Below are 13,945 nucleotides of genomic sequence, written 5' to 3' on the forward strand. Positions count from 1 at the left end.
AATAATAAAAATGAACTTTCGAATGAAAGTCCATTAAAATAAAAATGTAAGAGTTGCAGTTATTAGAACACTCTAGGAAAATCTAACAGCCAAAAACTGCTAGATTTTTTGTATTTATTGCTTCTCTAATTCATCTAAAGCATCAATAAAATTTTTTAAATTATGGGTTTTTCCACCCAAAGTAATGATTTTTGGTTTTTCAGTTTGAATAGATGTTTTGATTTCTGTTTCATTAGTCTTAATATTTAAAACATTTTCAACTTTTTGTTCAGTTAAATACTCTAAAACACCACGTCCTGAGCCACAAACTCCAACACCAAAAATGATGTCTTCGTCCTTCATAGCATCTTTCATTTTAGTTGCTAAGGTTGTGTATGAATTAACTCGATCTTCATTTGGATATGAACCTAAATCAACCACCTCATAATCACGTTTTTCTAGTTCATCAATAATTTCTTTTTTTAGTTCTAAACCTTGAGAAATATTACCGATGATGATTTTCTTTTTTGCCATAAAATACTCCTAATTTGTTTTTAAAAGAAGACTTGAATAATCTTCTTCACTATATATTCTAACAGTAATTATTTTTTTACCTTCTTTTTCAAATTCACTAATTATTTTATAGTCAAAGATTTTTTCTAAACTTGTAATCTTAGTTTCAATAACTTTTGAATTTTGATTTAATTCTAATTCAAAATTGACATCATAAACTTTTAATTGCTTGCTTAGATCAAAGCTATTTTTTGAATATTTTTTTGGAGTAATTTCATCAATTAAAATTTCAGCAATGACAACATCATATTCACTAATTGAAGCATCTAATCTAGCAATATAACCAACAACTTTATTATTTGATTTAATAATCAAGTTTTCTATTTTATTTGCAAAATCAAGAACATCTTTTTGATGCTCAAAAACTAAATCATAATTTCTAAAAATTCTGATTAAGTCATTTTTTAATTTTAAAAAACTAGATTGATTTGAAGCTAAAGCCATAACTCTTTTTGAGTTATTTACAATTCCTATTTCAAAAATTGAAACGTTATCCATTTTTCTTTTTACATTGTAATCTATGACACCTAAAAAGGAACTTATTAATGAGTTTCTAACTACTTCTCTTTCTTTAGAAACAAAGGTTTGTAAAACCATCTCTTTTGTAAATTTGAATGGATTAAAAATATTTTTTTCTTTTGAAATTAACGAGTATGTTTTAACTTCTTGATAGCCAAGTGAAGGAACAACATCTAGGAAATTATCAATATCTTCTTGAATGCTGAAAGGTGCCACTTTTGGGGCATTTGCGACAATTTTTTCATACCCGTAAAATCTTAAAATCTCTTCAACCATGTCTTGAGTATTTTCAATATCATGGCGGTAAGTTGGAATTATAACTTCATTATTTTTAAATTCAAAACCTAAAATTTCTAATGATTTAATTGCATCTTTAAAATCATATTTTTGATTATCTGAAAGATAATAATAAACATCTTCAATTTTGAATTTTAATGACTTATTTTTGAGTTCTAAATTTTCAGAAATAAGAACATCATTATTAAATTTATTAGCAACAAAAATAATTGCTAAGTTCATGGTTCCTTTTGAAATTTCTTTAGCAGACTGGCGACCAGCATTTGATTCAAGCTTAATTGTATTCATACTTTTTCTAATTGCTTTATTGTCAAAAATTCCAAATTCAAAAATGTAATTATGCCCTTTACTTTCCTTAACAGAAAATTTCTCAATTCCCATAACACCAGCTAAAGAAATAACATCATTATTATTTTTAATTACTAAAGTATTATCTAATTTAACTTCCTTATTTCCTAAAATTTCAACCTTGTCATTACTATTAGAAATATTTACATTTTGAAGATCTTTTTCGTAGTACACATGAGTTGGCATTCCTGTCATAATTAAAGATAGGTTTGTTAAATCAACAACATCATTAATTGATTTAATATTATTTTTAGCTAATAAAATTTGCTCTTCAATTGTGATTCCAAATTTATCTTTTGTTTTTAATAAAACAAAATTTTCAACTTCATTTTTAGTTACTTTTAAGTTTTTATTTAATTCATATTTATTTGAACTATTTTCAAGTTTTTGATTAACTTGAAAATATGCCCTAAGTTCTTGAGCCATTACTAAATATGAATTTGCATCGCTACGATTTGTAAGAATTTTAATGTCAATAATTTGATCATCTAATTTGTAATATTTAATAGGATCTAAGTTTAAATCAATCTTATCAATTAATAAGATTCCGTTTTTATGTTCTTCTCTAGCAAGCGTATCATTAGGGATTAATTCTGCAAAAGAAACCATCATTCCTTCTGAAACAATCCCCTTCATTTTTCTTGCTTCAATGGTTGTACCTTTTAATTTTGATCCAGGTACAAAAGCCATTAAGTAGGCACCATCTACAACATTTTTTGCAGCTGTTTGAATAATTCTGACTTGGTCATTAAATTGCACTTCACAAACTGTTAAATTGTCACCTTCAGGATTTTTATAGGTTTTCAAAACGTGTCCAAATTTAATGCCTTCAACATTTTGAAAACTACTAATTGACTCCACTTCAAAACCAATGCTGTTAATTGCTTTGCTAACATCTTCAATTGTTACAGAATTATCTAAACCTGCAAGTTCTTTTAATTTTAAATACGAAAATAACATATCGCTCCTAGAAGTTTTTTAAAAACCTTAAATCATTATTATATAAGTCTCTGATGTCTTCGATTTTGTACTTAATCATTGCTAAACGTTCAAGTCCTACACCTGCAGCAAAAGCGTTCATGCCGTTTGTATAGCCTGCATATTTCATTACGTTAGGATGAATAATTCCTGAACCTAAAACTTCAATTCAGCGACCTTCATAAAACATATCTACTTCACAAGAAGGCTCTGTAAAAGGAAAAAATGAAGGTCTTAATCTGATCTCAACTTCTTCTTCAATTACATAAGATAAAAAGCCTTTTAAAGTGTAAATTAATTCATTAAAAGTAACGTGTCCTACTGATATAAAATCACATTGACTAAATTGATGTGAATGAGTTTGATCATCACTATCATTACGATAAACTGCACCAATTGTAAAGTGAGAAAATGCCTTGTTTTTATTCTTTCTTAATTCATTTGCACTTCATCCTGTATTGTGAGTTCTTAATAAAGTTTTTTCATCAAAGTATAAAGAATCTTGCATTTCTCTTGCAGGATGCATTTGGGGAATATTTAAGGCTTCAAAATTAAGTTCATCACTAATAATTTCTTTTGCACTTTTATCATCTGTGTAATATCCATTTTGCATAAATCATTGTCGCATTCTTTTTGCAATTAAACTGATTGGATGATTACCATAATAAAGTCCATTATCAGCAAAAATATCACTTTGATATTTTTGATTTCTCAGAGTAATATTATGCACTCTAATTTGTTCTTCAATTTCTAAATAAATTGCTTCATATTTTTTATTAGCTTCTTGAAGTAATTTACCTTGTACTGCTTTTTCATTATTAGGTGCATTTCTTAAACTTAATTTTAATTTTCCTAATTCACCTTCAGCAGAATTGACACTTGCTTTGAATTGTTTTAATTCTTCAAGTGTAACTATATCTTTATATTTTTCTTTCATAAAACTCCTTGCTTATTTGAAATTAATAATATATTTTATTTTTGTTTTTAAACAAAATGAATTTGTTTTTTTATTTAAAAAACTTTTTATTTTTGATTTCATAAATCAAAAATTATTTTATAAAAGTTCGACACCTTCATCATTTCATAATCTTTTTTTATCGATATGATCGATAAATAATTTTCCATCAAGATGATCTAATTCATGTTGGAAAACAATGGCAACATAACCTTCAACTTCAAAGTCGTAAAGTCCATTCATAAAATATGAATATGCTTGCACTTTTATTTTTCTACTTCTTCTAATTAGTCCCTCTTGATTTGGATGTTTTTCATTAACACTTAAACATCCTTCACCTGTATGTAAAGCTTGCAAATCAATTGATTTTTCTAAAACCACTGGATTAATTAAAACATCCCTAAAATAGGGGTTTTTAGGATCAGAATCATTTGGAACATTAACGTAAAACATTCTTTTTAAAATTCCATATTGTACAGCAGCAACACCTACTCCTGGGCGATATTTTGTCCCTTCAGTTTGGCTGTTATCAATATGTCTGATCATTCTTTCTGCAAGTTTGTTATTAGCTTCATTAAGTGGTCAAGTAACTTCTTTTGAAATTTGCCTTAAACGCTTATCTGGTAGTTCAATAATATTTACTAGTTTCATAAAAATTATTATAAATAAGTTTTTATATCTTAAGCAATTTTATTTTGAAATATCTTGAATATTTTTTAATTAGATAAAGCTAATTAAAAAGCCCAAAAGAAAGTAAAATATAAAACATGTTAAGAATTATTGCAGGAAAATATCGCTCTCGAAAAATCGAAGCACCTCCTTATGAAATTACTAGACCAACAGGTGACAGAATGCGTGAAGCGACATTTTCAAAAATCCAAGCGAAGTTACCTGGAAAAATATTTTTAGATCTTTTTTCAGGTTCAGGTGCAAATCCAATTGAAGCAGTTAGTCGTAATGCAATGAAGGCAATTGCTGTTGAAAAAAATAAAATTGCTTTTTCTATTTTGCAAGATAATGTCAATAAATTAGGAATTAATAATATTGATCTTTATCATACTGATGCACTAAGTTTTTTAAGAATGAAAAGAGGAATTAAGGTTGATTTTATTTATTTAGATCCACCTTTTAAAGATGTTGAATTATTGAATCAAGTTTTAGAAACAATTATTGAATTTGATTTTTTAAATAAAAACGGCATGGTGATAATTGAAACAATTGAAAATGAATTATTAAAAATACCTGACAAATATGTCGTTATCAATTCAAAAAGAGACATCAAAACTTACTCAAATTCTAAGGTTATGATCTTCTTACATTTGAATAATTAATTATTCAAATTAAGACAAATAAAATAAGCACGAAAATGAAATCGTGCTTATTTTTTTGTGCAATTTTTAATGCTTAAAATTAAGCATTAAAATCGTTAAATCCAGAGAAAACTTGTTCTTCAACTTTTCCTGAACTTCAGAAATTATTAAGTTCTCTTCTTCTAATTCCTTTTTGTCTTCAGTTCTCAAAATGAGATCAAATATACATATAAGTAAAGTTAGAAGTATATAGAGAAATTCCTAAAGAAATAATAATTCCAATGCCTGCGTTGTAATCAATTACATTAGCAAAGGCACTAAAAACTACCATAATAACAACTAACAAGAAAGTAACAATTAATGATTTTTTAAAGTTTTCTTTAATTGATGTATTACTAATATTTCTAATAGTTAAACTATCCATTTTGACATTATAAAATTCATTGTAAATAACTGTTTTAACACGGTTAGCTAATGTTATTTTATCTGTGACTGAATAAACAAAGATAGTTACCACAGTTGCCATAAAGTAGTTATTAATTTCTAATCTTGTGATTAAGAAGAAAGCAATTAATAATGCAATATCTATCACATTTGTTAAGATTAAAGCTAGTGCAAAGGTTCATCTTAAACGAATAAATGAGTAACCAAAAACAACTGCAAAAGCAATTCCTAAAGTAATTGCAATATTAGTTAAATTAGTTTGTGCTTCTAATAAAGTAACCTGAGAAGAATTTAAAATTAAATTCGAAACAGCATTAGTATTAACTAGATTGTCTAAAACAGTTAAATTCTCTGCAGAAATTAAGTTTTTAGTTTTAATGACAACTGCATAAGTTAAGCCGTTAGTATTTGTTGCAAAACTTTGAATTTCACTTGGGTTAAAAATATTCAAGGCTCTGATTTCGCTTACTAGTTGATTAGCAGATGTTTGTTCAAAAACTAAATTCATCGCGCTATCACGCTGGATTACAATATTTGTTCCACCACTAAAATCTAATGAGCGATTAAATGGTGTTGCAGCATCTTGGTTAACACCTGCAATTGCTGCAAAAATAATTGCCCCAACTATTAATAAAATAACGATTGCTAGATTAAATCATTTTGCATTTTTTAAATAGTTAAAGGAAACTATTTTTTTCAAAAATTTTGAATTAGTTGTTTTCTCAGTTTTCTTCCTAATTCCTAATAAGTGTAATTTGTTTTCAAAATATTCACTATCAACGACTAACCTGGTTGCCATTCTTGTTACTAAAACTGCGATCAGTAATGTAAAGATGATTGATAAAATCATCGTTAAACTGTAAGTTCTAATTACTTTGAAACCAAAGTAAAATAGAACTGCAGCAATAATTATGGCAATTAAATTGTAGTCAAGTAGACTTAAGAAGATATTCGAAGCACTCGTTTTATAAGCCTTCTTGAGTGTATCCCCCGTGCCGACTTGCTGTTTGATTTTTTCAAAGAGCATAATACTTGTTGATAAAGCCATTGCACTTCCAACTAGTAGTCCAATAATTGAAGCTTCGCTTCATTCTCCATTTAACGCTGTAAAAACAGCCATCGTTACAAATAAGAATAAAGCAGTTGCAATCATGGCAATTACACCTAGCACTCCATAGTTTAAAACCATAAAAACAGCGACTAAACTAAAGGCTATAATCAAAGCATATTTAACATTATTAAAAGCATCTGACCCGTTTAAAGCATTAATAAATTGCTGTGAAATTTTTTCTAAAGAGTAATTAACTGTTGAAGCGTTAATGTCAAAAGCTCATTGCTTTGCCACTGTTGCAGTCATTGCTGCATTAATTAATAAGTTAGTTGAATTTTCAAAATTAGTAATTTCTTTAGTTGCAATTAAATATGAACTAGCATCAATTTCAACTTGTTTCAAACTATTATTAACGGTAGCGTTATTAATAGTTGAAGTTGGGCTATTCTTAACAAAAGCAAAGTTGTAAGGGTTATAGTTAACGCTTGCAAACGATGCTTGATTTTGGCTTAAATTTGCTTGTCTGACAAATTCTTCTAAGTTAAATCAAAAGACAACATTTTTATTAGTTGTATCTTGCATTTTAGTTAAAGTAATTTGGGTTCACTGAGTAGCAGCAGTTGATGATTCAAATTCTGCAATAATATTGGTTGTTCCATCATTTGCTAATTGTGTGGTTGCTGATGAAGCTTTGATTGGCACTTGATAGCGACTTCATTCGATTTCACTAGGATTTTGATAATCTAATTTTGTTAAACTAGAATTTGCTTGTCCATCAATAAAAAGTGGCACTCCATTTGTATCAGTCACTATAAAAGTTGGCTTATTAACAATTGTATTGGCAAATAAAGTAAGCTCATCATTATTTGTAACTCGTGAATCAGTTGCTTCAATCACTCCATTACCTAGTAAGGAAATATTAACACCTGCTAAACCAGTTCCAGAAGTTAAACGGTCGTTTAAATTCTGAGCGATCGAAACACTTAATTCATTATCTGCTTTTTGTCCTTCGCTATCATAAGCCTGAGCAGTAACTTGTGCACCACTACTATAATCAATTGAAGTTCTTGTATTATCTTTTAAATATAAAACTGATCCAAGGGTTACTATTAAGATTGAAGCTAATAATGAAAAGATTAATGTAAAAAATCTTCTGGGATTACTTCAGTGAAAAATTTTCTTGAAAAATTTCTTCAAAACTAACTCCTTGTTTTCTTAATTTGATATCAGTGATTTGTTTTTAAATTATAGAGCACATAAAAAGATATAGCAAAAATTAAATAATAAAAAATAATTGAAAAATCAAGTTGTAAATTTGACCTTTCAATTACTGATTTTTGAGAGTACGAAAACCTTTCTTTACCCTTTTTGGATAGAGAATTCTTCTTAAAAGTACAAAAACTAGTGTTTTTGATAGTTGAAAACTGCATCTAGAAGAAAATTCTGCTTTCTAGAAATCGTTTAGATAAAGAAAGTTTTAAACTTTTTGAGATGTTTTTGGAATAACTTTATAACTTAGTGAAGTTTTATAGACAAATTTATTGTTTAGAAATATTTCTTTCTAAGTATTTTTCTCCTTGTTGAGTAAGTTGGCGACCGCGAATTGTTTTATTAATTAGTTTAAAATTTAAAAGAGCTGGCTCAATTTCTTGAGTAATACTTTCTTTTGAACTGTTTAAAAGACCTGCCAAAACATCTAGTGAAACATATTTATTTTTAAAACTTTCACTCAGTGTTTGTAAGTATTTTAAATGCTCTTCATTCAGTCCAAATTCATAAAGACCTAAATAATCAAAAATCTTACTTAAGATTTTATGATTTAAATTTTCTAGTTTATTAAAGACTACATAGTCTTTAATTCTTGCTAGCAAATTATTAGTAATTCTAGGTGTAAGCTGTGAATATTCTGCAATGTAATCGATATTGTTTTCATCCAAATCTATCTTAATAATTTTTGCATTATTCTTAATAATTTTTTTAATATCACTAAGTTGATAAGTAACCATTTTGCTTAAAAAGCCAAAACGATCACGTAGTGGTTTAGAAATTATTTCTAATTTAGTAGTTGCTCCGATTAAAGTAAATGGTTTAACTTTCATTCTGACAACTTTTGAATTACTATCAACACCTAAAACAATATCGATTACAAAATCCTCCATCACTGAATAGAGCATTTCTTCAATATTTTTAGGTAAAGAATGAATTTCATCAATAAAAAGAATTGTATTTTCTTCAATTGCTGTTAAAACACTCAATAAGGTTGCTTTTTTCTCAAATAAAGAACCCTGTGAGTAATAAATTTTCATGCCACTTTCTTTTGCAATCACATTTGCAAGTGTAGTTTTTCCTGAACCTGGTGCCCCATATAATAAAATATGGGGCAAGACTTTGTTTTGAATCTGGGAAGATCCAATCATAATTTTTAATGTATTTTTAATTTTTTCTTGACCAATATATTGTTTAAAAGATGTTGGTCTAATTTCTAAATTCTGGTGCTTGGCTAATTGCAACAATTGCTCTTTCAATTAATTCTTCAAGGCTACCTCCTGCATCGATATGATCAAGGGCGTATTTGATTTGCCGTTTTTGATAACCTAAAACTTTTAATGAAGTTTCTAGTTCATTAATTTCTTGCTGCGAAGTAGTCATCACATTGATTTGTTCTCGAGCATTTTCTCGGTCAATCATTTTCAGCATTTTCTTTTCTAAAGTGAAAATAATTGTGTTTGCAACTTTAGCATTAACATAGGGAATAACTGAAAGTAAGTCAATATTTTTCTCAACAATCATGGCTGCAACTTTTTCTCATCCTTCATTTAAAATTGAAAAAGCAATCTTAGGACCAATGCCACTAATACTGATTAAATCAGCAAATAAAACCCTTTCACGAAAGGTTTTAAAACCATAAAGTTGTTCGCTATATTCAGTGCGATGCTCATAAATGTACAACTTACTTGAAACATCAAGAGCTCATTTTGAATTAGGATTTACCTTAATTGAATAGGCGTTTTCTGCCGCTTCGTAAATAATATTTTCACCATTTTGGTGGACAATTTTGCCAAATTTATATAAAATCATATTTTTCCTTATTTATTTTTATTTAAAGATCTTTGAGATAACCTCCCTTTATCTCACCTTAGTAATAAAGAAAAATGACAAAGTGCAAAAAAGTGGCACTACTTTTTTGCTAGATTATTTTTGTAAATTCAAAAATAAAAAAACAACCTTTTCAGGTTGCTTTTGGTTTGGTCATTTTAAATGATATGGTGCACGAGGAGGGACTTGAACCCTCACGCCGCAAAGCACTGGTGCCTAAAACCAGCGTGTCTGCCAATTTCACCACTCGCGCTTGTAGAGATGGTAGCTTAACGCTATATGGTGCCGACTATAGGAATCGAACCTACGACCTACTGATTACAAGTCAGTTGCTCTGCCTGCTGAGCTAAGTCGGCATAATGGTGGGGGTTGAGGGGCTCGAACCCACGACCCACAGCTTGTAAGGCTGTTGCTCTCCCAGCTGAGCTAAACCCCCATTAATGGTGACCTATACGGGACTCGAACCCGTGAATGCATGGATGAAAACCATGTGTGTTGACCGCTTCACCAATAGGCCATGGCGCCGATTACAAGATTTGAACTTGTGACCAACTGGTTAACAGCCAGCTGCTCTGCCACTGAGCTAAATCGGCAAGATTGCTTGAAGAGATGCTATTTTTTAGCCTTTTTATTATATACACTTTTGTCAGAACAAAATAAAAAAATTGAGATTTTTTTAAAGCGTTTTTTGGAGTAATTTTTTGGCTTCAAAAAATTAAAATTCAGTCAATATTAACAAAAAACAATATAATTAATTTTATGTCAAATGTCAATCTGAATAATAAAAAATCATGAAGTGAAAAATTTAAAACATCAAATCAAAACTTTAAGGTTGCGTTTCTTAGTTCAACCAAAAATTTAATTAAGTTTGATTTAAATAATTTTAGTTGAGAGTTTTTATCTTCAAATGTTTTACGCTGAATTGCAGTTTTTACAATGTTTATCGATCATGCAGGCTTAATTGCTAGACCTTCTGAAGTTTGATTTCGAATTGTGGGAAGGCTTGCTTTTCCAATCTTCGCCTTCTTAGCAGGAGTAGGTGTTAACTTTTCTAATCGCAAACTTTACTACGTATTAAGATTCTTAGTCATTGGTGTTATCATCCAATTATTTATAATTATTTTTTATTTTACAGTTAATAGAAATACTGGTTTAGGTCCTTTTTATTTTAATATCATGTTCACTTTATTTTTCGGAACTTTAGTGGGCTATGTTCATTATAAAAATAATATTGCAGGTTTTGCTTTAGCCTTAATTTTATTAGTTCCATTTTTACTAATTGACTTTTTAAATACAAGTGTAATCGTTAATAATAATTTATTAAACATCACAATTGACTATTCAACTTATGGATATTTATTAATTTTAGCTTCATATTTTAGTTTCTACTATGCTAAAAAACTAAATTCAAAAAACTGATTTATCTTCTTTAAAGTCGCTTTTATTGCACTTTTTCTAATTATTTCTGTTTTATTCATCGGTTTTTTACAAACAATGGGTAATACGCAGTGATATGCTTTATTTACTATTCCTTTATTTTTAGTTTATTCAAAAATAAAACCATATAAAAATATGGTTTTAAATATTTGGTTTTTATCTGCTTATGCTTTGAGTTTTATCATCCCTGCATTAACAGTTTTTTCATTTTAAATTATTCAACTGTATCTTTGAATTCATTACTTTTAGCAGTTGCTTGGTTTTCTTTATTAAAGATTTCAAAAATGTCGTTAATTACATCAAGAGGTCCGATTAAGGTGATTAGATCACCTTTTTTTAATATTGTATCACCAGTAGGAATCTTAGTAACTCCACCTGATTTAATCAGCACAATACTGATGCCCCTTTTTGTTAAGTTAAGTTCTTTAACTGGTTTATTTTCAATTTTATTATTAAATAATTGAGTCGAAGTCATAACAAAACCTCCACCCATCTCGGTCATATTTTTACTATATTTAATAAAACTATCACTCCCTGCAATTAAAGCAGTTCTAATTCCAGCTTCTTCTTCAGGTAAAACATATTGGTCAACACCAATTTGTTTTAAAACACGAGCATGCTTAATGCTTGTGGCACGTGCAATAATATGTTTAACATTAATTTCAAGTAGTGAAGCAACAATCTCGATATTATCAGGAGCAGCTACAATAACTGTTTCTAAGTTATGAACTCCTAATTTTTTTAAGGCTTCAATATCAGTTGCATCAGCAATATAAGCTGATGTAACTTGATTTGCTCAAGGTCTTAAATTAATTTCATCGTTATCAATTAAAACAATTGAACGTTGCATACTGCGAAGTTGTTTGGCTACTGATGAGCCAAAACGCCCTAAGCCAATAATTCCGATATCTTTTTTATATTTGATCATAAGTTTCCTTACATATTTTAACTTTAATTTAACTTTATCATTATAAATGAGGTATATCATTTATAATAGATATTTATGAAAGAAATTGAAGCATATTTTATTGACTTAGATGGTACGTATGTCGACATAGGGCATAAAAATGTCTCGAGTGCAAATAAACAAAGCGTCAGGCAGGCGCTAAAGCAAGGCAAAAAAGTAATTTTTGCTACAGGTCGCAACATGACAATTAACACGATGTGAATTATTAATTCAACCAATGTTAAAGATGCCATTTTTATGAATGGTGCTATCATCATGATGGATGGCAAAATCGTTAAAGAATCAAGAATTTCATCTGCAGCAGTTAATGCCTTAAATGACTATTTTATTAAAACAAAACCTTTTGTTGTCTTAAACAGTTTGATTAAAAAATGAGTTCACACAGGAAAATATTACTTGTATCCACTATTTTTTCTAATCGGAACGAAAATCTTACCCATGAAAGCTTTAAACACTTTTTACCCAGTCGTTCATAAGTACAATATCTTCTCTTTTTCAAAGAAGAAAATTCAAAAAATAGTTAGTGATTTAAAAGCTCTAAACTTAGATATTTCAATTGCAACCAGTTATAAAGATCGTGTGATTGAGATCACAAGTAAAGAAGCTTCTAAAGGTTTAGCAATTGAATATGTTTTGCAAAAATATCAAATTGATAAAGAAAACGCAGTTCATATTGGCGATTCCTTGAATGATTATAGTGCTAAAAACTATGTGGGCAAACTAATTGCAATGAGCGATTCAAATGAATCGTTTTTAAAGTTAGTTGATTATGTCGGTCCAAATCACAAAAAATCTGGAGTTGCAAAGATTATAAAAAATAATGAATTTTACGCAAAAATCAAGTAAGATTTTTATTACGGCACCATAGCTAAATGGCAAAGCATTGGTCTGCAACACCTTGACTGCCGGTTCGAGTCCGGTTGGTGCCTCCATTTGCAAATATTGCACCAATATAAAAAACTAGTTTTAGCAAATCTAAAACTAGTTTTTTATTACTTAAAAGTAATCAAAAAAGCCCCATTTTAGGGACTTTTAGGTATTAGAAATCACCATTTAATTCTTGGTCAATTAGACTTTGTTTACGTTTTGTATATGCTTCAGGAGTGATCATATTGTTTGCTAGTAATTGGTCTAATTGAGCAATTTTAACTTGAATTTGTGACTTAGGTGCTTGGTTAGTTTCAGGCATAAAGTCAAATTGTTGAGTTACATATTGTTGTTGAAAGAATGGATTTGGTTGTCTTTCAGGATTTGGATTAGGTGCAGGAATGTAGCCAGTTTTATGAAATTCGTTGTAGTATGCGTTTGAATTACTATTTGGTAGTGGATTCAAAGGCATCGGTAAGTGAGATACATCTAAACGAAATTCTTGTTCAACAACTTGAGGTTTAGGTTGCACAGGTGCAGGCGCTTGCTGTTTAGGTGGAATGTAAACAAGGTTATTATCTGGATAAGTAAAAGGTGAAGTCATCATGTACATTTGAGTTGTAGTTAATGCTTGCTGTCTTGTTGTATAAGTTTGACTTACAGTTGCATGATGATGTCCATGTTGTTGTTGATTTTGATTATCATAAACTTGAGGTTGATTTTGAAAATCACCTTGTTGAGTTTGATTTGGATTAGGCTGTGCATATGTTCATGTTTGAGTTGGCACTTGGTTTGGTTGTTGTGCTTGACTTACAGGAACTTGATTTTGTGCTACAAAATCAAATTGTTGTTGCATAGTTTGGTGTTGTGGTTGTAGCCCTTGTTGAGCATAAGGTTGTGGTTGTTGTGGAAATTGACCTTGTTGCTGGAACTGTGGTTGTTGAGCTTGTTGATTTCTAATGTATTGAGTTTGTGAAAAATTTTGAGGCTGTTGTTGGTATGCTTGCCCTTGATTTATTTGGTTGTTTACGTTAGGTTGTTCAACTGGTTGCCCGTATTGATTAAAAAATTGCTTTTTGTTATTCATTTCTTTCCTTTTTTTAAATTTGAAAATTTTTTATTTT

The 13,945-nt window shown here is 29.1% G+C and carries 12 protein-coding genes and 6 tRNA genes; 4 read left to right on the plus strand and 14 right to left on the minus strand.

The features are described from left to right. Positions 1–114: 114 nt before the first annotated feature. The 4 genes from CJJ23_RS02495 to def all read right to left on the minus strand — a co-directional run bounded on the left by CJJ23_RS02495 (position 115) and on the right by def (position 4,300). Positions 115–513, minus strand: coding sequence for an RpiB/LacA/LacB family sugar-phosphate isomerase (locus CJJ23_RS02495; protein ID WP_095334798.1), 399 nt, complete (start codon positions 511–513; stop codon positions 115–117). A gap of 9 nt (positions 514–522) precedes the next feature. Further along, on the minus strand, positions 523–2,676 hold the full coding sequence (locus tag CJJ23_RS02500; protein ID WP_095334799.1) for a phenylalanine--tRNA ligase subunit beta: 2,154 nt from the start codon (positions 2,674–2,676) through the stop codon (positions 523–525). 7 nt (positions 2,677–2,683) lie between these two features. Then, positions 2,684–3,631 (minus strand): phenylalanine--tRNA ligase subunit alpha, encoded by a 948-nt coding sequence (pheS, locus tag CJJ23_RS02505; protein WP_095334800.1) that lies wholly within the window; start codon positions 3,629–3,631, stop codon positions 2,684–2,686. A gap of 117 nt (positions 3,632–3,748) precedes the next feature. Continuing rightward, a complete protein-coding gene (gene def, locus CJJ23_RS02510; protein ID WP_095334801.1) occupies positions 3,749–4,300 on the minus strand; it encodes a peptide deformylase in 552 nt (183 codons plus the stop codon). A gap of 116 nt (positions 4,301–4,416) precedes the next feature. Between def and rsmD the strand changes: the two genes are divergently transcribed. After that, positions 4,417–4,980 (plus strand): 16S rRNA (guanine(966)-N(2))-methyltransferase RsmD, encoded by a 564-nt coding sequence (rsmD, locus tag CJJ23_RS02515; RefSeq protein WP_095334802.1) that lies wholly within the window; start codon positions 4,417–4,419, stop codon positions 4,978–4,980. A gap of 79 nt (positions 4,981–5,059) precedes the next feature. Here the strand turns inward: rsmD and secDF are convergent, their stop codons facing one another. The 8 genes from secDF to CJJ23_RS02555 all read right to left on the minus strand — a co-directional run bounded on the left by secDF (position 5,060) and on the right by CJJ23_RS02555 (position 10,143). Next, positions 5,060–7,651, minus strand: coding sequence for a protein translocase subunit SecDF (secDF, locus tag CJJ23_RS02520; RefSeq protein WP_095334803.1), 2,592 nt, complete (start codon positions 7,649–7,651; stop codon positions 5,060–5,062). A gap of 341 nt (positions 7,652–7,992) precedes the next feature. Continuing rightward, a complete protein-coding gene (ruvB, locus tag CJJ23_RS02525; RefSeq protein WP_318024410.1) occupies positions 7,993–8,964 on the minus strand; it encodes a Holliday junction branch migration DNA helicase RuvB in 972 nt (323 codons plus the stop codon). Continuing rightward, positions 8,930–9,532, minus strand: a complete 603-nt coding sequence (ruvA, locus tag CJJ23_RS02530) for a Holliday junction branch migration protein RuvA (RefSeq protein WP_095334804.1) — start codon at positions 9,530–9,532, stop codon at positions 8,930–8,932. Before ruvA ends, ruvB begins: the two co-directional genes overlap by 35 nt. 186 nt (positions 9,533–9,718) lie before the next feature. Next, positions 9,719–9,803, minus strand: a tRNA-Leu gene (locus CJJ23_RS02535). A 27-nt stretch (positions 9,804–9,830) separates the two neighbouring features. Then, a tRNA-Thr gene (locus tag CJJ23_RS02540) sits at positions 9,831–9,906 on the minus strand. A 4-nt stretch (positions 9,907–9,910) separates the two neighbouring features. Continuing rightward, positions 9,911–9,986 (minus strand) — tRNA-Val (locus tag CJJ23_RS02545). A 5-nt stretch (positions 9,987–9,991) separates the two neighbouring features. Next, positions 9,992–10,067, minus strand: a tRNA-Glu gene (locus CJJ23_RS02550). Position 10,068: 1 nt separating this feature from the next. Continuing rightward, positions 10,069–10,143, minus strand: a tRNA-Asn gene (locus CJJ23_RS02555). 166 nt (positions 10,144–10,309) lie between these two features. On the opposite strand from CJJ23_RS02555, the gene CJJ23_RS02560 reads away from it, so the two are divergent. Continuing rightward, positions 10,310–11,200, plus strand: a complete 891-nt coding sequence (locus CJJ23_RS02560) for a TraX family protein (protein WP_095334805.1) — start codon at positions 10,310–10,312, stop codon at positions 11,198–11,200. A gap of 1 nt (position 11,201) precedes the next feature. On the opposite strand, the gene CJJ23_RS02565 is transcribed toward CJJ23_RS02560, so the two are convergent. Continuing rightward, positions 11,202–11,915, minus strand: a complete 714-nt coding sequence (locus CJJ23_RS02565; RefSeq protein WP_084232240.1) for a potassium channel family protein — start codon at positions 11,913–11,915, stop codon at positions 11,202–11,204. A gap of 75 nt (positions 11,916–11,990) precedes the next feature. Between CJJ23_RS02565 and CJJ23_RS02570 the strand changes: the two genes are divergently transcribed. Next, on the plus strand, positions 11,991–12,800 hold the full coding sequence (locus tag CJJ23_RS02570; protein ID WP_095334806.1) for a Cof-type HAD-IIB family hydrolase: 810 nt from the start codon (positions 11,991–11,993) through the stop codon (positions 12,798–12,800). A gap of 12 nt (positions 12,801–12,812) precedes the next feature. Further along, a tRNA-Cys gene (locus CJJ23_RS02575) sits at positions 12,813–12,886 on the plus strand. A 107-nt stretch (positions 12,887–12,993) separates the two neighbouring features. Here the strand turns inward: CJJ23_RS02575 and CJJ23_RS02580 are convergent. Beyond that, positions 12,994–13,908 carry an MMOB4860 family gliding motility internal complex protein gene (locus CJJ23_RS02580; protein ID WP_095334807.1) on the minus strand — a complete coding sequence of 305 codons (915 nt, stop codon included), beginning with the start codon at positions 13,906–13,908 and terminating at the stop codon, positions 12,994–12,996. Between the last annotated feature and the right edge of the window lie 37 nt (positions 13,909–13,945).

The sequence above is a fragment of the Mycoplasmopsis agassizii genome, from assembly GCF_002276225.1.
GTDB classification, from domain to species: Bacteria; Bacillota_I; Bacilli_A; order Mycoplasmatales; family Metamycoplasmataceae; genus Mycoplasmopsis_B; species Mycoplasmopsis_B agassizii_A.